This window comes from Leisingera sp. ANG-M6 (genome assembly GCF_000813905.1).
Taxonomy (GTDB): domain Bacteria; phylum Pseudomonadota; class Alphaproteobacteria; order Rhodobacterales; family Rhodobacteraceae; genus Leisingera.
In genome coordinates, this window is record NZ_JWLG01000017.1 from 291951 (window position 1) to 316523 (window position 24573).

The following is a 24573-nucleotide window of genomic DNA, read 5'->3' on the forward strand; positions in this document are numbered from 1 at the left end:
TCGGTCTGGCCGCGGTTTAATACGACCACAAATGCGGCTCGGAAATCTCGACTGAATTTCCAGCTGGATCCCGGAAGTAAATGGACCGGGGCCCATGCGGCCAATCAAACTCCGCCTCAATGTCGACACCGGCTGCGTGCAGCCGGTCGCGCATCTCCAGCAGCTCGCTGCGGGATTGGGCGAAACAAACGTGCCCCGGACCCTGTGCACCGTGCGGAGGGACCGGCAAGCGCGGATTGCCTGGAGGCTTCGCTGTTTCCGCCGCAATGAACAGCAGCAGGACGGAACTCCCGCATCGGAAGAAAACATGGCGGCCTGCCGCTTTCTGAATGCGCTGCAAGCCTAGAATGCGCCCATAGAAATCCTCTGCAGCGTCCAGGTCATCCACGTAGAGCGCGGCTTCGAGAATGGCTTGCGGGGCAGGGGCTTGGGGCAGCATGCCCGCAGGCTATCAGCGGCGGCGGGGCCTGTCACCATTTGCCCGGCGTGGTGATGCGGCTTTTGGCCTGCGCGGCGGCTTCTGGGAAGGTTTGGGCGGTCCGGGCACGCGGGGCGGCTCCAGATCCTCCCAGGCGCCCGGTGCCAGTCCGTCCAGCGTCCAGGCGCCGATGCTGTAGCGGATCAGCCGAAGGGTCGGGTGCCCGGCTGCCGCCGTCATCCGCCGCACCTGGCGGTTGCGGCCTTCGCGGATGGTCAGCGCGATCCAGCTGTCGGGAACCGTCTTGCGCACCCGGACAGGCGGCGTGCGGGCCCAGAGGCCGGGCGGCTCCTGGATCACCTGCACCTTGGCAGGCCGGGTTTTTCCGTCCTTCAGTTCAACTCCATTTGCTAGCAGTTCAAGCGCCTCGGCGCTGGGAATTCCCTCCACCTGCACCCAATAGGTCTTGTCCATCTTGTGCTTGGGATCGGTGATCCAAGATTGCAGGCGGCCATTGTCCGTCAGCAGCATCAGCCCTTCGCTGTCGCGGTCTAGACGGCCGGCGGCATAGACGCCGGGGCAATCGATATACTGGCTAAGGGTCGCTCGCGGGCTGTCCAAACTGCCGCGGTCGGTGAACTGCGGCAGCACGTCAAAGGGTTTGTTGAAACGGATCAGACGGGTCATGGCTGGGCAATAGGCGTCCAGCGGCTGCAGGGCAAGAGGCTGTCCCGGTTCCAGCCTGTGGATAACTGTCACGCGCTCGTCATGGAATCAGCGCAGCTTGCTCGCGACATATTGTGGGTCATTGGGGCTTGTCAGGTGCCAACCACGATATATAGTCAAAGTCAGGCTGGGGCGGGTTCCCCGCTCTGGTTCCGGGAAACGGAAGATCAGGGCGAGGAAGACGTTCAAAAATGGATGGCGATTTCAGGGCAGAGTTTGTCAGATCTCCAGGGGCGCTGAAGCAGCACCCCGCGCTGGTGTTGAATGCGGATTACCGGCCGCTTTCATATTACCCTTTATCTCTTTGGTCTTGGCAGGATGCGGTGAAAGCAGCCTGGCTGGACCGGGTGGCCATTGTGGCCGAGTATGATGAGGTGGTGCACAGTCCGAGCACCGAGATCCGAATACCGTCTGTGGTGGTGTTGAAAGATTATGTAAAACCTCAAAAGCGCGTGGCCTTCACGCGCTTTAATTTGTTTTTACGTGACGAATTCTGCTGCCAGTACTGCGGCAGCAAGGGCGAGCTGACGTTTGACCATGTGGTGCCGCGTGCGGCAGGCGGTGTGACCAGCTGGGAAAACGTGGTTGCGGCCTGCAGTCCCTGCAACCTTAAAAAAGGATCGAAGTCGCTGCACCGGGCGGGCATGTCGCTGCGCAAGCCGCCGCGGCGGCCGGGGGCAGAAGAGTTGCGGAATACGGGCCGGAAATTCCCGCCAAACCATCTGCACGAAAGCTGGATGGACTTCCTGTACTGGGATACCGAGCTGGACGCCTGAGAACGTTGGAATTGCGCCTTTCGGGAGAGTTTCGGCCTTTCCACCTGCAAAGGGCGTCCCGCTGAGGGAGAGCAGCGGTTCCGATCCCCAGGAATGCTGCGTGCAAGCCCAGTTGATAGGGGCAGGTGAAAAGGCCGAAGGTGCTGGCGGCCTCATTTTGGCGGGCCGCCTTGCATTCTGTTTGTCTGGTTTCAGTTTTTGGCGCGCTGGAGCATACCAAACAGGTCACGCGGATCATCCGGATCCGCCAGCATGTCCAGGTCGATGAAGTAATCGGTGCCCTTGATACGGTCGCGAATGTAGCGCAGCGCCGAGAAATCCTCGATCGCGAAACCAACGCTGTCAAACAGGGTGATCTGGCGGTCGCCGGTACGGCCCTGTTTCTTGCCTGCAATGACTTCCCATAGTTCGGTCACGGCAAAATCTTCCGGCATCTGCTGGATCTCGCCTTCGATCCTGGTTTGCGGCGGGTATTCGACAAAGACGTCTGAGCGGCTGAGAATGCCCGCGGCCAGTTCAGTCTTGCCGGGGCAGTCGCCGCCGATGGCGTTGATATGCACACCGCTGCCAACCATGTTGTCGGTCAGGATAGTGGCATACTGTTTGTCGGCAGTGCAGGTGGTGAGAATCTGTGCGCCTTCAATGGCTTCTTCCGGTGTCTTGCAGCTGACGACCTCAATCCCCAGGCCCTGCAAGTTGCGGGCGCATTTCTCGGTCGCCGCGGCGTCCTTGTCATAAAGCCGCACGGACTTGAGGTCGATAATCGCCTTCATCGCCAGTGTCTGGAATTCAGACTGCGCACCATTGCCGATCATCGCCATGGTGGTTGCGCCCTTGGGGGCCAGATACTTGGCAGCCATTGCTGATGTTGCAGCAGTACGCAGCGCGGTCAGCATGGTCATCTCGGTCAGCAGCACCGGGTAACCGGTATAAACATCCGCCAGCAGGCCGAAGGCGGTGACGGTCTGCAGCCCTTCGGAAGTGTTCTTGGGGTGGCCGTTCACATATTTGAAGCCGTAGGCCTCACCATCCGAGGTTGGCATCAGCTCGATCACACCAACGTCGGAATGGCTGGCGACGCGGGGGGTCTTGTCGAACAGTTCCCAGCGCTTGAAGTCATCTTCCACATAGTCAGCAAGATCGCGCAGCATCTGTTCGATGCCAACGTGATGAACGAGGCGCATCATGTTGTCGACGCTGACAAAAGGCACCAGGGCCTTATCCGAAGGCTGTGTCATGCGGTTTTCCTTTCACGGGGGCTGAGGTGGATGCCTGCCAGCATGCAGCGCACCGACCCGCCGGCGGTTTCGATTGTGGGAATGGTGAGTGGAAGCAGTTCAGCGCTCTGCTCAATGATGGCGATCTGATCAGGGCGCAGCGCTTGCAATGCAGTAGCTGACAGGGCCAAAAGGCGCTTGCGGCCTGTCAGCTCCAAAGCGTTGCCTGCAAAACTGGAGATCTGCGCTGGCGTTAGGTCAATGACCCGGCGCCCGGTTTCCTCCAGCCGAGCGGCAACCTCGGCGCGGCGGGCCGGATCGGTGATCATGTCCAGGCAGATCAGCGCGTATTCGGTGCCGATGCCCATCAGGACATTGGTGTGATAGACGTCGCGGCCTGCGTGATCTTTGGCTTCGAACACCATGGGTTCAAAGTTGAAATGGGTGCAGAACCGTTCCAGCAGCACCGGATCGGCGCGGTTGGATTTCACTGTGTAGGCAATCCGCCCGATGTGGTCGAGCACCATGGCGCCGGTGCCCTCCAGCGACAGCCCGTCCTGTTCCAGGCCGGAATAGTCGATCACGTCCTGCACGCGGTAGTCGCGCTTCAGAAGTTCGATCACGTCCCATCGGCGTTCCTTGCGGCGGTTTTCGGCGTACATCGGGTAAACCGCAACGTGGCCGCCGGCATGAGTGGAGAACCAGTTGTTCGGAAACACGCTGTCCGGTGTTTCGGTGGTCGTGTCGTCGAACACATGCACCGTGACACCGGCGCCACGCAGGGTTTTCACGGCGCCGTCAAACTCAGCCAGCGCCTGGGCAGAGGTTGCTTCAGCCGAGGTGTTTGCCAGCGTTTGAAAGGCGTTATCGCCCTTTGTTTCCGGATTCGAGCAAAAGTGGTGGGGCCGGATCATCACCACGGTAGACGGGGCTTGCAGGCTGCTCACTGGTAGCTCCGTGTCGGGCGGTCAAAGACGCGGCGGCCGAGTGCTGAGGCGCAGAGGTCCACCATCAGATGCGCGGTACGGCCGCGCTCGTCCAGGAAGGGGTTCAGTTCCACGAGGTCCAGCGAAGTCATCAGGCCGGAATCATGCAGGATTTCGCAGACCAGATGCGCCTCGCGCACGGTGGCACCGCCGGGTACGGTGGTGCCGACCGCAGGGGCCACCGAGGGGTCCAGGAAATCAACGTCCAGCGAGACATGCAGCATACCATTGGCCTCTGCCACCCGCTCCAGGAAACGGTTCAGCGGTCCGGCAATGCCGTTTTCGTCAATGTGGCGCATGTCGTGGGTGAGGATGCTGCTGCCTTCCAGCGCCAGCCGCTCCTGCGTGTCGACAGAGCGCAGGCCGATCATGCAGACGTTTTCCTGCGGCACCGGGTTGGTCACTTCAGGAAAGCCATCGAAGCCATTGCGGCCAGTGAAGTATCCAACTGGAGTGCCGTGCAGGTTGCCGCTGTCTGTTGTCTGCGGGGTGTGAAAATCGGTGTGGGCGTCAAGCCACAGGACAAACAGCGGCCGGCCTGCCTTGGCGGCATGGTTTGCGGCCCCGGCAACCGATCCAAGCGACAGCGAGTGGTCGCCGCCGAGGAAGACCGGCATGCCGCACTCTAAGGCGTCTTCGGCGGCCTGCGCCAGGCGGGAGGTCCAGCCAATGGTTTCGTTGCGGGCATAGACCACCCCATCGTTCGTGTCCTTGGCGTGAGTGTCCGGAGACAGGTTGCCAAGGTCTTCGACGGTGTGGCCCAGGCTTTGCAGGGCTTCGGTGATGCCCGCGGTGCGGTAGGCGTCGGGGCCCATCAGGCAACCGGCTCTGCGTTTTCCGCTGTCTACCGGCGCGCCAATCAGGATGCAGTGTTGCGAGGTCACTGTTTTGATCTCCCAAAAATTCAGATTTAATACTAGAAACTTCCGAAACGTGATGGAATCCAGCACTCAATTTGCCCATGATGAGGGGCAATTGATCAAAACGGGGTGAGGTATGGACAAAACGGATGAGCGGCTGGTGTCAGCCCTGCGGCACAACGCCAGGGCGTCGCTTTCGGATCTGGCGCTGGAGCTGAACCTGTCGCGGACCACCGTTCGGGCAAGGATTGAACGTCTGCAGGCGCGGGGAGATATCCTGGGGTTTACTGTCGTTCTGAAAGAGGATGTCCTGCGCGATCCGGTGCGGGGGCTGATGATGATCGGGATCGAAGGCCGCGGCACCAGCCGGATCACCAGGCAGCTGCAGGGGCTGCCGGAAGTGCGGGCTATTCATACCACCAACGGGCGCTGGGATCTGATTATTGAACTTGGTACGGAAACGCTGGAAACGCTGGATGCCGCCCTGGCCAAAATCCGGACATTTGAAGGGGTCGTGAGCAGCGAAACCAATCTGCTGCTGGCGACCAAGAAAGATACCTGAGGCCGCTGTCTTTACAATGCGGCCAGCATGTTGGCGGCCGCATTGCAGCTTACTGAACCTTTAACGCTGTTTGCGGATGTGGTTGGCCGCGGCAATCCACAACAGTGCGAGGCCGAAGGATGCGATGGCGTTCCAGCTTGCCATGGAGAGCGACAGCATTTCCCAGGGAACCTCGTCGCAGCGCACCAGCGGCGCGGCCATGATCTGCTCCATCAGCTGATCCGGAGACAGCCCGCCAATAGGTCCGGACGTGCAGGTGGAGGGGCCTTCCCACCAGCCGCGCTCCACCCCGGTGTGATAGGCGCCGACTCCGGCGGTCGCCAGCGCCGCCAGCGCGCCCAGATACGGCAGCAGCGCGCCGGGGATGATCAGCGCAAGGACGCCGATGCCAGCCGCAGCGGCATGGGGGTAACGTTGCCAATAGCAGAGTTTGCAGGGGGCCAATTCGCCAATGTACTGGAACCCAAGCGCCCCCAGCAAAAGTGCAGCGGACCCGGCGGCGGCCAAAACGATCAGAAACCTGTGCATGTTCAGATGAACCTCACCATCAGGAAACCGCCGAACAGGATCACCATGAATGCGGTGAACACCAGTCCCAAGCGGCGTTCAATGAAATCGCGGACCGGGGCGCCAAATTGCCAAAGAAGACCCGCTACGATGAAAAAACGCAATGCGCGTGCAAGGATAGAGGTGGCAATGAAAGTGCCAAGCGGCATCCCGGTCCAGCCCGACATGATGGTGATCACCTTGTAGGGGAACGGTGTGACACCTGCGCCCAGCACGGCCCAAAAGCCAAAGTCGTTGAAGCGGGTGTTAAACTCCGCCATGGCATCTCCCTTGCCCATGGCTTCCAAGACCGGCTGGCCGATGCCTTCATAAAAGAAGGCGCCAATAGCGTACCCCAGAACGCCGCCGGCCACCGAGGCGATCAGAGCCACCAGTGCGACCAGCCATGCGCGTGAGGGGCGGGCCAGGATCATCGGGATCATCAGGACGTCCGGCGGGATTGGGAAAACCGAGCTTTCGACAAATGCGACAACGGCCAGGCACCATAGCGCCTTGGGATGATCGGCCAGGGCCATCGTCCGGTCGTAAAGCGGTTTCAGCATTTTGGCCCTGCGTCCTCATCAGCGTTTGCCAAGGGAGGTGGCATGCGTGCGTCGCTCCGTCAAGCTGCGCGCCGGCTGATTTTGCAGTGCGAAGGATTTTCAGCGGCGGAGTACCGTTTTGCCTCTGGACCTTGGCCGATAGCTTGGCTAGGAAAAGGGCGTGGCCCAAGTGGCGGAATGGTAGACGCAGGGGATTCAAAATCCCCCGCTGGTGACAGCGTGCCGGTTCGAGTCCGGCCTTGGGTACCAATAAAAACAAAGGCCTGCAGTGTGTTCTTGCTGCAGGTCTTTGTTTTTTGGTCGACCTCTCCTAGAGGTGATGCGCGCAAACTCAATTCGTTCTTGTTCCGTACAAAAAAATTTGCAGCAGCTATTAGCCTTGGCGTTGTTACGCCCAAGTCCGTTCCAACACACGCAACCAGTTTCCGTGGCACAGCTTTGCCATTAGCGTGTCGTCGTAGCCGTGCGCCTTCATCGCTTCCCGCAGCAGCGGCAGTCCCGCGACATTGCCGATTTCTTCGGGCACCGTTGCACCGTCGAAATCCGACCCCAGGCCAACCCCGTCTTCGCCAATTTCGGCAATGAGATAGTCGAGGTGTTCAATCATCCGGCTGACCGGCGTGTCGGCGTCCATCCGGCCATCTTCTCGCAGGAAGGCGACCGCGAAGTTCAGCCCGACTAGCCCGTCGCTTTCACGGATCGCGTGCAGTTGCCGGTCGGTCAGGTTGCGGCTGTGCGGGCATAGGGCGTGGGCATTGGAATGGGTGGCGACCAGGGGGTGGCCGCTGTGGCGGGCAACATCCCAGAATCCGGCTTCGTTCAGGTGAGATAGGTCGAGCAGGATTTTAAGTTCATTGCATTTTTTTAACAGCCGCATGCCATCTGCTGTCAAGCCGGGACCGGTATCCGGGCTGGAGGGAAAGCGGAACGGAACACCGTGTCCATAGATTGTAGGCCGGCTCCAGACAGGACCGAGCGAGCGAAGGCCAGCGGCGTGCAAAACCTCCAGCATGTGGAAATCCGGGTCAATTGCCTCGGCGCCTTCCATATGCATTACGGCGGCCATGATGCCGTCCCGCATGGCGCCGCGGATGTCATCCGCGGTGCGGCAGATCCTGAGCGCGCCGTGTTTCTCAAGCTGTATCAGGATTGCTGCCTGGGCCAATGCGATCTGAGCCGAACGGGCCCAATCCAGGGCCGGCGGCAAGGGCAGATCATAGCTGACCGCCATCATTTCATCCATGAAGGAAGCGCTGCCTGCGTCCGGGACAAAGATTGCGAAGAACCCGCCTGCAAATCCGCCAGACTGCGCCTTTGACAAGTCGATATGATTGCCGCCAGAGCCCATAAAGCCGCGCTCGCCGCTGGCAACATTCCCGGACTGGATCTGCAGCAGAAGGTCGTTGTGCCCGTCAAAGATCAGCGGGTAGTTCATTTCAGCTCCTATTTGCGAATGCGCAAGATCAACGGCTATCTTTCAGCCCGTAGTCAGCAAAAGCTGCAATGGCTTCTGCCATTTCAGCGTCACTCAGGATGTGCGGTTTACCTATAGTGAGGCTGACTGCGTAACTCTTTGCCAGTGCTTCCAATTCCACCATGCGCCATAGTGCCCGGGGCAGGCTGTCGCCGGTGGCAACCGCGCCATGGTTGGCCATAAGGCAGGCACTGCGTTGCTGCAGCGCGCGTAGAATATTTTCGGACAGTTGCACGCTTCCGAACAGGGCGTAACCGGCGACCGGAACATCCCTGCCGCCAAAGGCCGCAACCATGTAGTGGCAGGCCGGGATTGACTGGCGGTTCATCGCCAGCGCACTGCAATAGATGGGATGAGCGTGGACCACGGCGTTCACGCCGGGTTTTGCCTGAAGGATCGCCTGATGAAAGGGCCATTCAGTTGAGGGCTGCAATGGCCCCTTCGGCGCGCGACTGCAGTCCAGTGGCATCAGCACAAGGTCATCCGGCAGCAGAGTCTCATATGGAACGCCGGACGGTGTGATCAGCATCTGATCTTCCACCCGCACTGAGATATTGCCGGAAGTGCCCTGATTGATGCCCGCGGCGTTCATTTCCAGGCAGGCGTCAATCACCGCCTGCCTGAGTTCTGTGCAGTCCTTATATGGCGGTTTCATCGTGCAGTCTGTGTCATCAGGCGGATTTCGCCGTGGCCATCTCCGGGAACAGGCCGGCCAGGCCTTCCTCGGATGCGGCGCAGATGCCGCGCTCGGTGATCAGGCCGGTCACCAGACGGTTCGGTGTCACGTCAAACGCCGGGTTGCCGCCTGGGGTTCCGTCCGGCGTCACTTGGACAACGCCGATTGCGCCGTCTTCGGTTTTGCCCTGAACATGGGTGACCTCACGCGCGCTGCGTTCCTCAATCGGGATTTCGGCAACACCGTTGGAAACGGTCCAGTCGATAGTCGGCGAGGGCAGGGCGACGTAGAAGGGCACACCGTTGTCCTTGGCGGCCAGCGCCTTCAGATAGGTGCCGATCTTGTTGCAGACGTCGCCGCGGCGGGTGGTGCGGTCGGTGCCGGTGATCACCAGATCAACCTGGCCATGCTGCATCAGGTGGCCGCCCGCGTTGTCGCTGATGTAGCTGTGGCTGATGCCGTGGCTGCCCAGCTCCCATGCGGTTAATGCGCCCTGGTTGCGCGGGCGGGTTTCGTCGACCCAGACATGAACAGGAATGCCGGCCTCATGCGCGTGATACATCGGGCTGGTGGCGGTGCCCCAATCCACGGTTGCCAGCCAGCCTGCGTTGCAGTGGGTCAGCAGCCGGACCGGTTCGCCCGCAGGCTTACCCGCAGCGATCTGCCGGATCAGTTCCAGCCCGTGCACACCGATGCAGCGGTTGATTTCTACGTCTTCATCGGCAATTTCATGTGCCAGCCGCAGGGCTGCGGCAGCGCGTTCCGGTTCCGCCAGCGGCCGCAGGTGGGTGCGGCAGCGGTCCAGCGCCCAACGCAGGTTGACCGCTGTTGGGCGGGTTGCGTTGAGGAAACTCCAAGCTTGGTCCATCGCTGTATCGGAGGGCTCCAGCCGCATCGCAAGCGCCATGCCGTAGGCGGCAGTTGCACCGATCAGGGGCGCGCCGCGGACCCGCATTTCAACAATGGCATCGGCAAATTCCTGCAGAGTCTCCACCGGCTGAATGCGGAATTCATGCGGCAGCCAGCGCTGGTCGATGATCTGCAGAGCGTCCTTCTCGTGATCCCACCACAGAGACCGGTAGTGCGTCCCATCAACTTTCATAAGGCTGTCTCCCTTGGGTTGCTGTGGCACTGCGCAAGCGGCCGGAAACGGCCAGCCATGCAAGGCCGGTGCGGTGATATCTGTGCGGCTACAGAAACATCAGCCTCAAGAGATTTCAATGGCCTGCGTTCTCAAGGTGTCACAAAGAACCGGCCGAAAACGTATCGCAGGATTTCACATCACCGGATTGGAACCCGCGTGCAAACCAAGCTTGCCTCTGTGCGCTGGCGCCATGGGAAAACGTATGCGGCTGCGGTACCTGCCCGGCATTGCGTTGCAGCGTATCATCGCCGATCTGCTTGGCTGCGTTCATCGCCTCTTCAATGTCGCCGGGTTCCAGCGTGCCCAGGGCGTCCTGTGCATAGCGGGCCCAGATCCCGGAAAAGCAATCGGCCTGCAGTTCTGTGCGGACAGAAATCGCATTGGACTCCACGTCGCTCACGCGGGCCCGCACGCGCTGCGTTTCGCCCAGGATGCCAAGCTCGTTCTGGACATGATGGGCGACCTCATGGGCAACGACATAAGCTGCTGCGAAATCCCCCCGTGCGCCCAGCCGTTGGCTGAGTGTGGTGAAGAACGAGGTGTCGAGATAGACCTTTTCATCCAGCGGGCAATAGAACGGGCCGGTGGCTCCGTTTGCCCCGCCGCAAGGCGATTGTGTGACACCCTTGTACAGCACAAGAACTGCCGGGCTGTAGCGGCGTCCGAGCTGCTGCTCGAAAATGGAGGTCCAGACCTCTTCGGTATCGGCGAGGGCAACGCTGACGAATTCCGCGGCTTCCTGGTCGGCTGCTGTGATTGGGGCAGGGCTGCTGCTGTGCGGTGCGGAGCCTTGCAGCAGCGGCGTCAGGTCCACCCCGAAAAAGGCACCCGCGACCACGACCAGCAGAAGCCCGGCGCCGCCGATGCCCGCGGTTCTGCCTGTCATCCGGCGGCCCCGCCGGTCCTCGATGTTCCGGCTTCCCCGCCGTCCTCTCCAACGCATGACAGTCTCCTTGCTTGCAAGCCAGAGGGTTTTGCTGAGTTAAAGTAATGGCCCGTCCCGGGTAATCAAATGACGTGAACCGGGTGTGACTGAACGGCAGGCTCCATATTCTTAACGCCTTTCGGCGCCCTGTGGTTCCGTTTCGGAACTAGCGGTCGTGTCGGGTCGGCAGCGACGGAAGTTTGCGGCCGAAGCGTGTGCAGCTTGCAGATGTGCGCTGGGAAGGTATTCAATAGGGTAACGATTTGGATACGGGGCGGCAGACCGGGAATACGGCTGCGCTGAATTTTCTGTTTAATTGAAAGGCTCAAGAATGACGTGTTTCTGGAACAGGGGCCTGACCGGCCGGACCGGGCTGGCATTTATTACTGCTGTAAGCTTGACTGCCGCAGGCTCAGCTCTGGCACAGCAGCAAGGGACCGCGCCCAAAGTGTCGGTCTCCGAGGCGGTAATCAAACCGATCAAAGACACCGCAACCTTCATTGGTAGGGGCGAGGCAATCGACAAGGCTGACATCATGGCCCGGGTCAACGGCTACCTGGAGGAGGTCCTGGTCAAGGATGGTGCCGAGGTCGAGAAAGGCGATGTTCTGTTCCGGATTGAACGCAGCGCCTATGAGGCTGTGCTGGAGAGCCGCCGGGCGGAGCTGGCGCAGGCAGAGGCCAATTTGGAGCTGGCCTCGCTGGATTTGGCGCGAAAGCAGGAACTGTTCGAGCGAGGTTCGGTTCCGGAAGCGGACCGGGATACCGCTCGCGCAAATGAACTGGTGGCCGAAGCGCAGGTGAGAGCCGCAGCAGCAGCGATCCAGCAGGCAGAGCTGGATCTGAGCTACACTGAAATCCATGCACCGTTTTCCGGCCGCGTAGGGCGTGTCGAGGTTAGCATCGGGGATGTGGTCAGCCCCAGCGGATCGCCGCTGGTGAATATTGTGCGTGAAGCGCCAGTTTATGTTTCCTTCTCGCTGAACGAAAAACAATTCGTAGAAATCCTGCAGGAGCTGGAAGCCGAGGGAATCGATCGCGGAAACACAGAAACCGCGCCGGAAGTGTTTGTTGTTCTGCCTAATGGTGCTGAGCTGGAAGAAAAGGGACGCATTGCCTTTGCAGGCAACCGGGTAGACCCGGCAACCGGGGCCGTTACTGTCCGGGCGGAGTTCAAGAACGACAACCGCCTCATTCTGGACGGTGCCTTTTTGACCGTCGGGCTCCAGTCGCAAGAGGCCGTCGACCGGATTGTAATCAGCCAGGCAGCGATCCAGCGCGACCAGCAGGGGCCGTTTGTTCTGGTTGTGGATGAAAATAACCAGGTCCAGCAGCGCTATATCGTCACCGGCGACGTGCAAGGCACTGGAATTATTGTGCTGGACGGGCTGACCAAAGGCGAGACCGTGGTGGTCGAAGGCCTGCAAAAGATCCGTCCCGGTGTCGAGGTGGATCCGGTCATGGCAGCACAGGCTGGAGAATAAGCAATGTTCTCTTCAACTTTCATCTCAAGGCCGAAGTTCGCGATCGTCATTTCCCTTGTGCTGACGGTCATGGGCGTCATCGGCTATTTCGCACTGCCGGTTGCGCAGTTCCCGGAAATCACGCCGCCGGTGGTGAATGTCACCGCCACATACACCGGCGCCAATGCGGAAACCGTTGAAAAGAGCGTCGCCGCGCCGATCGAAGCGCAGGTCAACGGCGTGGACGGCATGCTCTATATGTCCTCAACCTCAGCTGATAACGGCAGCTATTCGCTGGCGGTAACCTTCGAGGTCGGAACCGATCCCGATATCGCGTCGGTCAACGTGCAGAACCGGGTGGCACAGGCCACCGCTTCGCTGCCTGCTGAGGTCAACGCCAACGGGGTCGTCACTCAGAAAAGCTCCTCCAACATGCTGCTGGTGACGGCGCTGACATCACCCAACGGGTCCTATGACAGCGTCTTCCTGTCAAACTATGCCGCTATCAACATCAAGGATGCGCTGGCGCGTGTGAACGGCGTCGGCAAAGCGGATATCCTGACCAATTTCGAATACGCCATGCGGGTCTGGCTGGACCCGAACAAGATGGCAGGCCTGGGCATTTCGCCGGGTGATGTGGTCAGCGCAGTGCAGGAGCAGAACATTGAGGTGTCGGCAGGGCAGGTTGGGGCGCCACCGGTTCCAGGCGATCAGGTGTTCCAGTACACGATCAAGTCCAAGGGCCGGCTGACTGAGGTCAGCGAGTTCGAAGATATCGTCATTCGAACTGGCGACGGCGGCAGCACCGTGCGGCTGAGGGATATTGCCAAGGTGGAACTGGGCGCTTCGAACTACAGCTCTTCGGGCTTCTTTGACGGTGTCCCGGCCACCATTCTGGCGGTCTACCAGGCTCCGGGCGCCAACGCGCTTGCGGTGTCGGAGAATGTGCTTGCGGAAATGGAACGCCTGTCTGCGGATTTCCCCGAGGACGTTTCTTACGCGGTGCCATTCAACACCACAGATTTCGTCGAACAATCACTGAACGATGTGATTTCCACCCTGATGATGACCTTCGTGCTGGTGATTTCGGTTGTTTTCATCTTCCTGGGGTCGTTCCGCGCCACGATCATTCCGGCCGTGGCGATTCCGGTTTCCCTGATCGGCACCTTTGCCTTCTTGCTGGCGCTTGGCATGTCGCTCAACACCATCTCGCTGTTTGCGCTGGTGCTGGCGATCGGCATCGTGGTGGATGACGCCATCGTGGTGGTTGAGAACGTCGAGCGCATCATTGCCGAGGAAGGGCTGTCACCGCCCGATGCGACCCGCAAAGCGATGGGGCAGATCACCGGCCCGGTTATCGCAACCACGCTGGTGCTGCTGGCGGTGTTTGTGCCGGTCACCTTCATGCCCGGGATCACCGGCAAGCTCTATTCGCAATTTGCTGTGACGATCTCCGTTGCTGTGGTGATTTCCTCGGTCAATGCGCTCACCTTGTCGCCGGCACTTTGCGCCATTGTGCTCAAACCCCGTTCGGGCCCGCCCAAGGGCCTGCTGGCGATGTTTGAGAATGCAATCGGCGGGGTGCGCAGCGGGTACCTCAGCATCGTGACCCGGCTGCTGCGGCTGCCTGTGATCGGGCTGGCAATCATCGCTGCGGTGGCCTTGGGAACCGGCGCGGTCTTCAATTCGACCTCCAAGGGTTTTCTGCCGGCTGAGGACAACGGCTATCTGTTTGTTGATGTTCAGCTGCCTGATGCGGCGGCGCTGGGGCGGACAGAGACGGTGACGCGCCGGATCGACGAGCTGATCCGGGATATCCCTGGCGTGCAAGGCACCGTGCTTGTGAACGGTTTCAGCCTGCTGAACGGCGCCAGCGCCAATGGTGCGATGATTATCGCCAACTTGTCGCCTTGGGATGAACGGCAAGACGAGACGCTGCAGCCCAACGCAATACTCGGCCAGATCTATGGCATTGCCAACAGCGAGGCCGCGGCCAGTATCGTTGCCTTCAACCCGCCGCCGATCTCCGGCCTGGGCATGTCGGCCGGTGTCGAAATGGCGGTGCAGCAGACCGCAGGCGGTACCCCGCAAGACCTGGCGCAATCGGTCGGCTCGCTGGTTTATTCAGCCAACCAACGGCCTGAGATTGCCCAGTCCTACACCACCTTCCGGGCCAATGTGCCCCAGGTGTTCGTCGATCTGGACCGGGAAAAAGCCAAGACGCTGAACGTGCCGATTGCTGAGGTGTTCCAAACCATGCAGGCGCATCTGGGCTCCTACTACGTCAACGACTTCAACCTGTTTGGCCGCGTCTACAAGGTGATGCTGCAAGCAGAGGGGTCCTACCGCGACAAGATCGAGGATATCGGCGGCCTGTATGTTCGGGCTCAGTCGGGTGAGATGGTGCCGCTGTCGACTTTGATCGACGTAGAGAACGTACTCGGGCCGGTGCTTCTGAAGCGGCACAACATCTTCCGCTCAGCGACCGTTACCGCAGTTCCGGCACCGGGGTTGTCAACTGGCGACGCGATCCGGGTGATGCAGGAGGAGGCCGCTACCGCGCTGCCGCCGGGATATGCTTTTGAGTGGACCGGTACCGCACAGCAGCAGTTGGACTCGGCTGGGCTGGTGACAGTGATCCTGGCGATGGCGGTGCTGTTCGGCTACTTGTTCCTGGTTGGGCAATACGAAAGCTGGACGATGCCGGTTGCCATTCTGCTGTCGGTGATTGTTGCACTTTTCGGGGCCGTCGCTGCGGTGGCGATTGCTGGCAATGACATCAACCTCTACACCCAAATCGGGATGATCATGCTGATCGGCCTGGCCTCCAAAAACGCGATCCTGATAGTGGAGTTCGCGATGGAGCAGAGGGCCGCTGGCCTCAGCATCCGCGAAGCCGCGCATGAAGCAGCCAAGCAGCGCTTCCGCGCTGTCATGATGACTGCATTGTCCTTCCTGCTGGGCGTGGTGCCGCTGCTGATTGCATCGGGTGCCGGCGCTGCCAGCCAGAAGGCAATCGGCATTGCCGTGTTTGGCGGCATGCTGGCGGCGACTGTTGTCGGCGTGATTGTTGTGCCTGTGCTTTACGCGATGATGCAAGCCATGCGTGAGCGTATCAAAGGTGAGTCCCAAACCAGCGCGGCTGAGTAACCAAAATATCCCCGGCTGCCGTCAGGTAGCCGGGGCGCCATCTCAGATTTTCACAGATCAAAGAAGTGTCAGGCTGCTTGCCGCGCTCTCAGGCCACGCTCATGCGCTTCGGCGAGAATCAACTCCCATTTGCGAGGCGTGCACCGGAATTCGGGCTCCACATCACACGTCAGCGGGGCGCTGATTTCTCGGGGTAGCCGACGGGCCTGGGCGGAAACGCATCGTTCCAAAGCCCAAAAGTCCGTCAGGGACGGATTGCTGAAAATTACTTGGCTCAGCAGCATAGCTGCAAGCTCCCTGTCAATTGCTGGTAACGGCCCCGGCGTTTCTTAAACCGTGGCTCAAATTTTTTTATGGGCTGTTTCATAGCCAACTTGCTGCGGTTTGTCACCGGTTGATTTTACGTCCGGGTAAAGCAGCAGGAAACTTCAGCATAAGCGATTTTAAGTCTTCGGGTTCAAGGGGAGGCAATTAAGAATCGCGCTCAACTGATCTTTCCCTGCAAGAAAAAACTTTGCGCTTTGACCGTGATGAAGCGCCATGCGTTTGCGGGGAAAAATCTCTAACTAGCGTCAATAAGGGGAAAAAAGGAGCCAAAGAGGGTGCGTCAATAAATAGCAGTCTTGACTTGCGACGGTGGCAGTGGAACCCTTCTGCGCGTGCAAAATAATCCGCACACAGCTTGCTTTGCGAGCCAGAACAAACGGCTGTGGGACGACCGCAGAATTGTATTTCAGGCGGACGCGAACAAGCTGCAATTCATAAGACAAGTGGGAGAGACTTGATCATGAAACACACCAAGCTGGCTATCGGTGCATTGGTGGCGGCGTCCTTTTCGGCGCCTGCAGCATTTGCTCAGGAATACATCACCATCGGCACCGGCGGCGTGACCGGCGTCTACTACCCGACCGGCGGCGCCATCTGCCGTCTGGTGAACAAGGGCCGCAAGGAGCACGGCTTCAAGTGCGCTGTCGAATCCACTGGTGGCTCGGTCTACAACATCAACACAATCCGCGAGGGCGAGCTGCAGTTCGGCGTAGCCCAATCCGACTGGCAGTATCATGCCTACAACGGGTCCTCCAAGTTCGAGGAAGCGGGTCCCTTCGAAGGTCTGCGCGCGGTGTTCTCCGTGCATCCGGAACCCTTCACCGTTGTTGCCCGTGCAGATGCAGGAATCTCCACCTTTGACGACCTCAAGGGCAAGCGCGTCAACATCGGCAACCCGGGCTCCGGCCAGCGCGGCACCATGGAAGTTCTGATGGAAGCCAAGGGCTGGGGCATGGAAGATTTCGCCCTGGCAACTGAGCTGAAAGCGGCAGAACAGTCCGCAGCGCTGTGCGACAATCAGATCGACGCGATGATCTACACGGTTGGCCACCCGTCCGGTTCCATCCAGGAAGCCACCACCGCCTGTGACTCGGTTCTGGTGACCGTGGACGGCGAAGCCGTGGAAAAACTGGTGGGCGACAACTCCTTCTACCGTACCGCCACCATCCCGGGCGGCATGTACCGCGGGTCCGACAATGACACCAACACCTTTGGTGTCGGTGCGACCTTCGTGACTTCCGCCGACGTGTCTGAGGATGCGGTTTATGCAGTGGTGAGCTCTGTCTTCGAAAACTTTGAAGCCTTCCAGAAGCTGCATCCGGCGTTTGCCAACCTGAAGCCGGAAGAGATGATCGCGGACGGCCTGTCGGCGCCGCTGCATCCGGGCGCAGAGAAGTACTACAGAGAAAAAGGCTGGATCGAATAATCCGCCAGACAACAGGAACGGGGCGCATCAAGCGCCCCGTTTTTGCCTGAGGCCAAAGGCCCGGGCTTGACTATTCCGGCCCCGGAAAACGGCGGCCGCAGGGGAGATTATCCATGACATCCGATGCTCAGGGAAATCGGCCGCTCAGCGAAGAAGAGCTTCAGGAACTGGTCGCGTCCTCCGACGCCGGCGCCCGCAACCCGGTGGGAAGCGTGGGGCTGTTCCTGGCAATCGTCGCCGTTATCTGGTCCGTGTTCCAAGTCATCCTGGCCTCGCCGGTGGCCAACCTGCTGCTGCCTGGCAGCGTGGTGAACAACTCACGCCAAATCCATTTGGCCTTTGCTATTTTCCTGGCCTACGCGGCCTATCCTGCGCTGAAATCCAGCCCGCGGAATTACATCCCGGTCCAGGATTGGATTTTCGCATTGGCCGGAACTGCAATCGCGATGTACGGCTACATTTTCTATCAGAAAATCGTTGATTCCGGCGGCTTGGCCGATGACATGGACAAGTGGTTTGCCCTCGCTGGCCTGATCCTGCTGTTCGAAGCCGCCCGCCGCGCGCTTGGCCCGGCGATGGCGATCATCGCGACCATCTTCCTGGCTTATGTATTCTTCGGCTCCTCCGATTGGGTGCCCGAGGTTATCCGCTGGAAGGGCGCCAGCCTGAAAAAGGCGATGAGCCACATGTGGATCACCTCCGAGGGAGTGTTCGGCATTGCCCTGGGGGTCTCTACCAAATTCGTCTTCCTCTTCGTGCTGTTCGGCGCGCTGCTGGATAAGGCTGGGGCGGGTAACTACTTCATCAAAATGGCATTCGGGGCGCTTGGCCACCTGCGCGGCGGCCCGGCCAAGGCGGCTGTTGTAGGTTCTGCCGCAACCGGCCTGATCTCCGGCTCCTCCATCGCCAACGTGGTCACCACCGGCACCTTCACCATTCCGCTGATGAAGCGGGTGGGCTTCACCTCTGAGCAGGCAGGCTCGGTCGAGGTTGCATCCTCTGTGAACGGCCAGATCATGCCGCCGGTGATGGGGGCTGCGGCCTTCCTGATGGTAGAATACGTGGGCATCTCCTATGTCGAGGTGATCACCCATGCCTTCCTGCCAGCCGCAATTTCCTACATCGCGCTGGTCTATATCGTGCATCTGGAAGCGGTGAAGCGGAACATGCCGACGCTGGGCAACCGCGTCGTCTCCATGGGCCGCACAATCGGCGGCATGGCCCTGTTCTTCGCGGGCTTTGCGGCGCTGTGCTATGGCGTTCAGTATCCGGTGAAGTGGATTGTTTCTGCGATGCCGGGCGCCTCCGGTCTTACCCTGTCTGCGCTTGTTGTCGCCGCTTATATTGCCCTGCTGTGGCTGGCCTCCGGCGTTGATGATCTGGTGCCGGATGACCCAAATGCGCAAGAGGTGGAACTGCCGGTTGTCGCCGAGATCTACAAGGCAGGGTTGCATTACCTGCTGCCGATCATCGTGCTGGTCTACTTCCTGATGATTGAGCAGAAGTCGCCTGGGTTGTCGGCCTTCTGGGCCACCGCACTGCTGTTTGTGATCCTGCTGACACAGAAACCGCTCAAGGCGATCTTCCGCGGCCAGAGCAACATGGCCAATGCCTTTGTCGAAGGTGTGCATGACCTGTGGAACGGCTTGATCGACGGTGCCCGCAACATGATTGGCATTGCGCTGGCAACTGCTACTGCAGGCGTTATCGTGGGCACCGTGACGCTGACAGGTGTGGGGCAGGTGATGGCTGATCTGGTCGAGTTTGTCTCGGGCGGCAATCTGATCCTGATGCTGGTGATGGTTGGTCTCTTGTCTCTGGTATTGGGCATGGGCCTGCCGACCACCGCCAACTACATCGTTGTCAGCTCGCTGATGGCCGGTGTGGTGGTGGAACTGGGCGCGCAGTCCGGCCTGATCGTGCCGCTGATCGCCGTGCACCTGTTTGTGTTCTACTTCGGGATCATGGCCGATGTGACACCGCCTGTGGGGCTTGCCAGCTTTGCGGCGGCGGCCGTGTCGGGCGGCGATGCGATCCGCACCGGTTTTACCGCTTTCTTCTACAGCTTGCGGACCGTGGCACTGCCGTTTGTGTTCATCTTCAATACAGATCTGCTGCTGATTGATGTGAACTGGATGCAAGGCATACTCGTTGCCATATCAGCCACTATCGCCATCCTGGTCTTTACCGCTGGCACCATGGGCTATTTCGTCAGCCGCAACCGGATCTATGAAAGTATCCTGCTGATCTTTGCAGCCTTTGCGCTGTTCAGGCCGGACTTCTTCATGGACCGGGTGATGCCGCCCTATGCGCAGGTGCCGCCGGCCCAGCTGGCGCAAGCGTTGAGTGACGCGGAACCGGGAGCAGAGCTGCGGATCACCGTGGAGGGGCCTGATTTCGATACCTCTGAAATCAAGAGCACCACGATGATCATGACCGCCGATGGCACGGACGGGCAGGCGGCGGTGGATGCCTATGGCCTGCTGCTGCTGGAGGAGGACAGTGTGGTCAAGGTAGAGGAGCCGATGTTCGGTACCCCGGCAGCGCCAAACCTGGAAAGCTTTGATTTCTACGCCGACGAGCCGGTGCAGATCGTAGCGATCCAGGCGCCTGCCAGCCAGTTGCCGAAGGAGCTGATGTTCCTGCCGGCGCTGCTGCTGGTGGCGCTGGTTGCCCTGATGCAGCGCGGCCGCGCGCGTGAAGAGGAAGGAGTAACAGCATGAGCAAACCCGTTCTTTGCGCTCTGGAGCTGAACGATCAGAATCTGGACGAAAAGGTCCTGTCCCAGGCTGCCCGACTGGCCGAATTGGACGGGGCCCAGCTGGATGTTGTCAACGTGCTGCCTGACTTTGGCGAGAGCTGGGTCTCGGGCTTTTTCGAGGAGCATCACCACGAAAAGGCGGTCAAGGACACTACGCAACGGCTGACCGACCTGTGCGATAGCGTTCTGGGTAAGGAGCGTAATGCCAAGGTCCGCCATCTGGTGGCGACCGGGACGGCTTATCAGGAGATTCTGAAGGTCGCGGAAACCGCAGGCAGCGGGCTGATCGTGATCGGCGCGCATAAGCCGGATCTGAAGGATTACCTGCTAGGGCCAAACGCGGCCCGGGTGATCCGCCACTCGGACTGTTCGGTCTTTGTGGTCCGTTGAACCAGATAAGGGCGCCTGCGGGCGCCCTTACTCATAACCCGTCATCTCAAGGTAGCCCTTGCCGCTGTGGCTGCCTGTCACCGTGACCGGACCTTCCCAATAGGAAAACGAGGCACCCATCCAGCTTTGCGGATTAAGCGCTTGTACTTCAACGGAAACCCTCTTGGCAGGTAGGCTTACTTGCCAGCGTGTGGGAATCTCTCGCCCCTTAACATGGCTGGTTTTCAAGGGGGTCGCCTGAAATGATCCCGGTGTCAGCGGCTCAGCCGTGCCGTCAGCAGAAATCCAAGTGCCGGATGTAAAATCACGGGTTTCGCTGCGCAGAACAAACCCCATCAACTTCTCACCGTTGCCAAAGCTGAGCGAGAACCAGTCCCAGCCGCTTTGATCTTCTGCCAGCGGCTGACTTGACCATTCCCGGTCCAGCCAGCCATGGCCTGTGATCTTCACAGGTCCGTCGGGCAGCTCAATTGTGCCAGAGACCTGGTAGTGGGGCTGGGAATAGTAATGACTCGCCTGTCCGCTGGCGGATTTGACCGAGTACCCGTGATCTCCATGCAGGATCAGCGGCCCGTCAGCGCTAAGAGCCAGATCGTAGGAAAAATTCCGCCCGTCAGCAGAAAGAGAAATCTTTTCAATCGTTTCATCGGAGGAGCGCATCACCCAGTTATCGATCCAGGCTTCAAAAGGCATAGATTGAACACCTGCCTGACCCACGCCGCCACGGGCAATGCGCTCCGCAAATAAATGCTGATCCTCGCTGGTCACTGCGGCGTGCGCCATCCAGATTTGCGGGCTTTGCCAGCTTTCCGCCTCGCCAGGAGCCAAGGCTGATCTGAACAGCGTCCACTGGATGCCGTAGTCGGCTCCATCTTCCCCCATAAGGTTTGCGGTCAAGTACCACCACTCAATACGGAAGTCCGGGTGGGGGCCGTGATCGAGAGGAAATTCCAACCGGGTTTCCTGTTGCGGAAAGGCAAAACCGTCCGCGACTGTTCCCAGCCCGGCATAACCCTGCGGCAAAGCAGACGTGGCCCAGACGCAAATCAGCGCAGACAAGGCAATCCTAGCGTTCATTGGTAAATACCCTGAGCAGTTCCGCCGGATCGATCCGGCTGAGCCGCCGGGCTGGCAGTGCTGCGGCAATCACTGCAGCGAGAAGCGCCAGCAGGAACAGGCGCAGCCAATCCAGAGGAAACAGATACATCGGCAGCTTCCAGCCAAAAGCTTCTACATTAATAACCGACAGGAGGGCCCAGGCCAGCACCAGTCCCAGCGGTAGGGCCAGGACTGCTGTGACAGCCGCCAGAAGCAGGCTGCGCAGGATTTCCGCAGAAGCCAGCTGACGGCGGGTGAGCCCCATCGCCCAGACCGGCGCGAGCTGCGGCAGGCGCTGGTTCCAAAGGGTTAGCAGGCTGGTCAGAAGGGCAAATCCTGCCACTCCAAGCGTCAACAGGTTCAACGCAGCGGTGATAACAAAGGTCCTGTCGAACACGGCGAGTGACCGGGCTTTTGCAGTGGCCTGATCGGTGATGTTTTTTCTTGGGATATCAAACTCTTCCCGAATTGATTTGATCAGTCCAGAGATGTCATGCGAAGCAACGCGCAGTCCGAATTGGCGGTTGGGAATGTCTGGTGCATGCTCCAGAAGAGATGGCATGGAAACCATTGCCTGCCCGTGGGGATTGCCATAATCGGAGTAAACCCCGGCGATGGGCAGCTGCCATCCCGGTTCAAGTTCAAAGCGGTCGCCCGGGGCCAGCCCATGGCGGCGCGCAAGCTGTTCGTTGACCAGCACGGCCTGCCCGCTGACAGCCTGATCCCATACGTCCGGCAGCGCGTCCAGCAGCGGCCAGTTGCTGCGGTAGGCAGTATCGTCTTCAAATCCGTAAATGCGTAAGGGCGCCCCTTTGAAACGGGTGTCATGGTAACGGCGTGACAAAGCTTTGATGCCCTGCGCATCCAGCCAACTTGCCAGTTCAGTACCCTGAACATCACTTGCGGCGGTGACGTAGACCTCTGCAAACAGGCGCTGATCCAACCAGCCAGTGAAGGTTAAACGAAAACTGGATACCATGGTGCCAACGCCAATGTTTGCAGCCAGCGCCAGCAGAAGTGCCATCAGAGCCAGTGACATACCGGGCAGTTGCGCCCGGGTGTCCGCCCATAACCATTCAGCAAAGGGGCGCTTTGCTAAACGCGCCCCAAGCGATAGCCCGGTTGAAATCAGCAGCGGCAGCAGCAACGCGGCGCCTAGCATGAGGGCGCCAAGAAATGCAAAACCGGAAATAAGCCCTTGAAACATTGTGAGTATCAATACGCCACCGGCGATTGAAGCCACTCCGCACACAGCTCCGGCCAAGTGCGAACGGCGGGCATTCTGACCTCGGGCATGAGTTGCGGGGGCTGCTAGCAACGGCATGCGCCAAAGCGCAAAGAGGGATTGCGCACCAGCCAGGAATGTGCCGCCAAGTGTCATTGCCAAACCTGAGAGAACCCAGCCCGGACGCAGGGAGAGGCTGCCATCCACCGGCGCGCCATACAGCCCGGCCAGGGTGGCATTGACGCCGGGCAGCAATACGGCTGCCACCAAATAGCCGCCTGCAAGCCCGGCAATGCCCGCGGCCAGCGCGAGGAAGGCCAGTTCCGCAGCAATAAGGCCGGACACGAGTTGCATCGGCACTCCAAGGCTTCGCAGCGTCCGGATCATACCGCGACGCTGTTCAAGGCTCAGCGCAGTGGTGCCCTGGACGATGAACAGGCCAACGGCAAAGGACAGCAGGCCGAAGGCGGTGAGGTTCAGATGGAAACTGTCCGTCAGCCGCGCCGTCTCCGAGGCAGCTGTGCTGGCAGGGACAAGAGTCAAGCCGGGCGCTAGGTCGCTCAGAGGTTTCAGCCCCTGTGCCTGGTCCGGTAGAACCAACAGGTAGCTCAGGCTGTCGGGGCGCCGCAGCAGCCGGCTGGCAAGGCTGAGATCCGCTAAGGCCACTCCTGGCGGCAAAGCCTCCGTTTCAGTGACCGGGTGGACATTCTGAGATGCGGCCAAATGCACTGCCGTTTCGGGGTGTGCAAAAATTCGTCCGGGCGGCAGCAATGCCTCCAGCGGAGAAACAGCCTCTGCTTCCGCGGCCTTGGTTAGGGCCGGGGCCAGCGGGTGCTGCAGAAGATCAACTCCCATGATATCAAAGTTTTGCCGCTCAAACCTAATAACGCCTTCCAGTACCGGGGCCAGCTGCCAACCGGAACGGCGCAGGCTGGCGTAGCGGGCAACGGAGATGGTTCCAGATTCAGGGATCAGCCGGGCGACACCCGCGGTGCCAAGCTGTTCCGCTGCCCGGGCGTAGCTCGCGCGGGCTTCGGCGTTGATGGCTTGGACTGCCGACCATAAGCCAGCCGCAAGCGCCAGGCCAGCGATCAGAGTTGCCAGCTGCAGCGGATGGCGCCGCCAATGTGACAGAATGGCCAGAAACGCCGCGGCTGTCATTTGGCCATGCCGTGGTGCAGATGCAGACGCCGGTCCAGCAACTGCGCGATGGCTGCAGAATGGGTGACAAGAAACAGTGCGGTACCGCTTTCGCGCACCAGGTCCAGCATCAGTTCCATTACGGCGGCACTGGCGGCTTCATCCAGATTGCCGGTCGGTTCATCCGCCAGCAGCAGCCTGGGCCGCACAGCAAGAGCGCGGGCGATGGCCACACGCTGCTGCTGTCCGCCGGACAATTGCTCAGGATAGCGTTCCAGAAGACCGGACAGGCCCAGGCGGTCTGTCAGCCGGATCCCCCAGCCCTCGTCCCACGTGCCACCCAGCCGGGCGTGCAGCGCGATATTCTTTCCGGTGTCAAGTGAAGGGATAAGATTAAATTGCTGAAAAACAAGAGAAACATCGCTTCGGCGCAGCGCCGCCCGCTGGCTGTCGCTCAGCCCGGACAGGCGGGTTCCGGCAATTTCAATCTCTCCGCTGTCGAACTGATCCAGCGCCCCTGCCAGATGCAGAAGGGTGCTTTTGCCGGAGCCGCTTTCCCCGGTCAAAGCCAGGCTGCTGCCCGCTGCCAGATCCAAGGACACGCCGCGCAGCACAGCTGTTTCCTCCGTTTGTCCCGGATAGCATTTGGTTACATTGCGGATTGTCAGAACCATATGCGGCAACCTCTGCATCTTGGGCCTTCACATGCTGCTAAAGCACT

At 60.1% G+C, this 24573-nt stretch carries 21 protein-coding genes and 1 tRNA gene; 8 read left to right on the forward strand and 14 right to left on the reverse strand.

Going from position 1 to position 24573, the window contains the following annotated elements:
• Positions 1-16 precede the first annotated feature (16 nt).
• Entirely contained in the window at positions 17-439 is a 423-nt protein-coding gene (locus RA24_RS16455; RefSeq protein WP_019297840.1) for a VOC family protein, read from the reverse strand.
• Between the two features lie 12 nt (positions 440-451).
• Entirely contained in the window at positions 452-1105 is a 654-nt protein-coding gene (locus RA24_RS16460; RefSeq protein ID WP_039192970.1) for a pseudouridine synthase, read from the reverse strand.
• 230 nt (positions 1106-1335) lie between these two features.
• On the opposite strand from RA24_RS16460, the gene RA24_RS16465 reads away from it, so the two are divergent.
• Complete coding sequence (locus tag RA24_RS16465; RefSeq protein WP_019297838.1) at positions 1336-1920, forward strand: HNH endonuclease; 585 nt, start codon at positions 1336-1338, stop codon at positions 1918-1920.
• Positions 1921-2111: 191 nt separating this feature from the next.
• Here RA24_RS16465 and RA24_RS16470 read toward each other — a convergent pair whose 3' ends face one another.
• From RA24_RS16470 to rocF, 3 genes are read right to left on the reverse strand one after another with little or no spacing between them, the layout of a single operon-like run.
• Positions 2112-3158, reverse strand: coding sequence for an ornithine cyclodeaminase (locus tag RA24_RS16470; RefSeq protein WP_019297837.1), 1047 nt, complete (start codon positions 3156-3158; stop codon positions 2112-2114).
• A complete protein-coding gene (gene ctlX / locus RA24_RS16475) occupies positions 3155-4084 on the reverse strand; it encodes a citrulline utilization hydrolase CtlX (RefSeq protein ID WP_039192973.1) in 930 nt (309 codons plus the stop codon). The genes RA24_RS16470 and ctlX overlap by 4 nt, the downstream gene beginning before the upstream one ends.
• A complete protein-coding gene (rocF, locus tag RA24_RS16480; protein WP_019297835.1) occupies positions 4081-5007 on the reverse strand; it encodes an arginase in 927 nt (308 codons plus the stop codon). The genes ctlX and rocF overlap by 4 nt, the downstream gene beginning before the upstream one ends.
• A gap of 112 nt (positions 5008-5119) precedes the next feature.
• Here rocF and RA24_RS16485 point away from each other — a divergent pair, with 112 nt between their 5' ends.
• On the forward strand, positions 5120-5545 hold the full coding sequence (locus tag RA24_RS16485) for an Lrp/AsnC family transcriptional regulator (RefSeq protein WP_019297834.1): 426 nt from the start codon (positions 5120-5122) through the stop codon (positions 5543-5545).
• A 60-nt stretch (positions 5546-5605) separates the two neighbouring features.
• Here RA24_RS16485 and RA24_RS16490 read toward each other — a convergent pair whose 3' ends face one another.
• A complete protein-coding gene (locus RA24_RS16490) occupies positions 5606-6073 on the reverse strand; it encodes a disulfide bond formation protein B (RefSeq protein WP_039192975.1) in 468 nt (155 codons plus the stop codon).
• A 2-nt stretch (positions 6074-6075) separates the two neighbouring features.
• Positions 6076-6654, reverse strand: coding sequence for a YqaA family protein (locus tag RA24_RS16495; protein ID WP_019297832.1), 579 nt, complete (start codon positions 6652-6654; stop codon positions 6076-6078).
• A gap of 163 nt (positions 6655-6817) precedes the next feature.
• Here RA24_RS16495 and RA24_RS16500 point away from each other — a divergent pair.
• Positions 6818-6903 (forward strand) — tRNA-Leu (locus tag RA24_RS16500).
• 139 nt (positions 6904-7042) lie between these two features.
• Here RA24_RS16500 and RA24_RS16505 read toward each other — a convergent pair.
• The 4 genes from RA24_RS16505 to ypfJ form a co-directional block, all read right to left on the reverse strand.
• Entirely contained in the window at positions 7043-8089 is a 1047-nt protein-coding gene (locus tag RA24_RS16505) for a dipeptidase (RefSeq protein ID WP_039192978.1), read from the reverse strand.
• 28 nt (positions 8090-8117) lie between these two features.
• The gene (locus RA24_RS16510; RefSeq protein ID WP_039192980.1) at positions 8118-8783 is read right to left on the reverse strand and encodes a class II aldolase/adducin family protein; all 666 of its coding nucleotides are present in this window, start codon (positions 8781-8783) and stop codon (positions 8118-8120) included.
• A gap of 16 nt (positions 8784-8799) precedes the next feature.
• Positions 8800-9906 (reverse strand): S-methyl-5-thioribose-1-phosphate isomerase, encoded by a 1107-nt coding sequence (gene mtnA, locus RA24_RS16515; protein ID WP_039192982.1) that lies wholly within the window; start codon positions 9904-9906, stop codon positions 8800-8802.
• 139 nt (positions 9907-10045) lie between these two features.
• Positions 10046-10891 (reverse strand): KPN_02809 family neutral zinc metallopeptidase, encoded by an 846-nt coding sequence (gene ypfJ, locus RA24_RS16520; RefSeq protein ID WP_039192984.1) that lies wholly within the window; start codon positions 10889-10891, stop codon positions 10046-10048.
• A gap of 379 nt (positions 10892-11270) precedes the next feature.
• On the opposite strand from ypfJ, the gene RA24_RS16525 reads away from it, so the two are divergent.
• The 5 genes from RA24_RS16525 (at position 11271) to RA24_RS16545 (ending at position 20389) form a co-directional block, all read left to right on the forward strand.
• On the forward strand, positions 11271-12356 hold the full coding sequence (locus tag RA24_RS16525; RefSeq protein WP_241480959.1) for an efflux RND transporter periplasmic adaptor subunit: 1086 nt from the start codon (positions 11271-11273) through the stop codon (positions 12354-12356).
• A gap of 3 nt (positions 12357-12359) precedes the next feature.
• Positions 12360-15485 carry an efflux RND transporter permease subunit gene (locus RA24_RS16530; RefSeq protein WP_019297826.1) on the forward strand — a complete coding sequence of 1042 codons (3126 nt, stop codon included), beginning with the start codon at positions 12360-12362 and terminating at the stop codon, positions 15483-15485.
• Positions 15486-16272: 787 nt separating this feature from the next.
• Positions 16273-17238, forward strand: a complete 966-nt coding sequence (locus RA24_RS16535; RefSeq protein WP_039192990.1) for a TAXI family TRAP transporter solute-binding subunit — start codon at positions 16273-16275, stop codon at positions 17236-17238.
• Positions 17239-17351: 113 nt separating this feature from the next.
• On the forward strand, positions 17352-19961 hold the full coding sequence (locus RA24_RS16540) for a TRAP transporter permease (RefSeq protein ID WP_039192993.1): 2610 nt from the start codon (positions 17352-17354) through the stop codon (positions 19959-19961).
• A complete protein-coding gene (locus tag RA24_RS16545; protein ID WP_039145973.1) occupies positions 19958-20389 on the forward strand; it encodes a universal stress protein in 432 nt (143 codons plus the stop codon). The genes RA24_RS16540 and RA24_RS16545 overlap by 4 nt, the downstream gene beginning before the upstream one ends.
• Before the next feature lie 27 nt (positions 20390-20416).
• Here the strand turns inward: RA24_RS16545 and RA24_RS16550 are convergent, their stop codons facing one another.
• From RA24_RS16550 to RA24_RS16560, 3 genes are read right to left on the reverse strand one after another with little or no spacing between them, the layout of a single operon-like run.
• Positions 20417-21466 (reverse strand): lipocalin-like domain-containing protein, encoded by a 1050-nt coding sequence (locus RA24_RS16550; protein WP_039192995.1) that lies wholly within the window; start codon positions 21464-21466, stop codon positions 20417-20419.
• Positions 21456-23873, reverse strand: a complete 2418-nt coding sequence (locus tag RA24_RS16555) for an ABC transporter permease (RefSeq protein ID WP_039192997.1) — start codon at positions 23871-23873, stop codon at positions 21456-21458. Before RA24_RS16555 ends, RA24_RS16550 begins: the two co-directional genes overlap by 11 nt.
• Positions 23870-24526 carry an ABC transporter ATP-binding protein gene (locus RA24_RS16560; protein ID WP_039193000.1) on the reverse strand — a complete coding sequence of 219 codons (657 nt, stop codon included), beginning with the start codon at positions 24524-24526 and terminating at the stop codon, positions 23870-23872. Before RA24_RS16560 ends, RA24_RS16555 begins: the two co-directional genes overlap by 4 nt.
• Positions 24527-24573 lie beyond the last annotated feature (47 nt).

Coding starts and splice junctions, on each gene's coding strand:
- RA24_RS16455 (WP_019297840.1), bottom strand. CDS start 439: ATGCTGCCCCAAGCCCCTGCCCCGCAAGCCATTCTCGAAGCCGCGCTC.
- RA24_RS16460 (WP_039192970.1), bottom strand. CDS start 1,105: ATGACCCGTCTGATCCGTTTCAACAAACCCTTTGACGTGCTGCCGCAG.
- RA24_RS16465 (WP_019297838.1), top strand. CDS start 1,336: ATGGATGGCGATTTCAGGGCAGAGTTTGTCAGATCTCCAGGGGCGCTG.
- RA24_RS16470 (WP_019297837.1), bottom strand. CDS start 3,158: ATGACACAGCCTTCGGATAAGGCCCTGGTGCCTTTTGTCAGCGTCGAC.
- RA24_RS16485 (WP_019297834.1), top strand. CDS start 5,120: ATGGACAAAACGGATGAGCGGCTGGTGTCAGCCCTGCGGCACAACGCC.
- RA24_RS16490 (WP_039192975.1), bottom strand. CDS start 6,073: ATGCACAGGTTTCTGATCGTTTTGGCCGCCGCCGGGTCCGCTGCACTT.
- RA24_RS16495 (WP_019297832.1), bottom strand. CDS start 6,654: ATGCTGAAACCGCTTTACGACCGGACGATGGCCCTGGCCGATCATCCC.
- RA24_RS16505 (WP_039192978.1), bottom strand. CDS start 8,089: ATGAACTACCCGCTGATCTTTGACGGGCACAACGACCTTCTGCTGCAG.
- RA24_RS16510 (WP_039192980.1), bottom strand. CDS start 8,783: ATGAAACCGCCATATAAGGACTGCACAGAACTCAGGCAGGCGGTGATT.
- mtnA (WP_039192982.1), bottom strand. CDS start 9,906: ATGAAAGTTGATGGGACGCACTACCGGTCTCTGTGGTGGGATCACGAG.
- ypfJ (WP_039192984.1), bottom strand. CDS start 10,891: ATGCGTTGGAGAGGACGGCGGGGAAGCCGGAACATCGAGGACCGGCGG.
- RA24_RS16530 (WP_019297826.1), top strand. CDS start 12,360: ATGTTCTCTTCAACTTTCATCTCAAGGCCGAAGTTCGCGATCGTCATT.
- RA24_RS16535 (WP_039192990.1), top strand. CDS start 16,273: ATGAAACACACCAAGCTGGCTATCGGTGCATTGGTGGCGGCGTCCTTT.
- RA24_RS16540 (WP_039192993.1), top strand. CDS start 17,352: ATGACATCCGATGCTCAGGGAAATCGGCCGCTCAGCGAAGAAGAGCTT.
- RA24_RS16545 (WP_039145973.1), top strand. CDS start 19,958: ATGAGCAAACCCGTTCTTTGCGCTCTGGAGCTGAACGATCAGAATCTG.
- RA24_RS16550 (WP_039192995.1), bottom strand. CDS start 21,466: ATGAACGCTAGGATTGCCTTGTCTGCGCTGATTTGCGTCTGGGCCACG.
- RA24_RS16555 (WP_039192997.1), bottom strand. CDS start 23,873: ATGACAGCCGCGGCGTTTCTGGCCATTCTGTCACATTGGCGGCGCCAT.
- RA24_RS16560 (WP_039193000.1), bottom strand. CDS start 24,526: ATGGTTCTGACAATCCGCAATGTAACCAAATGCTATCCGGGACAAACG.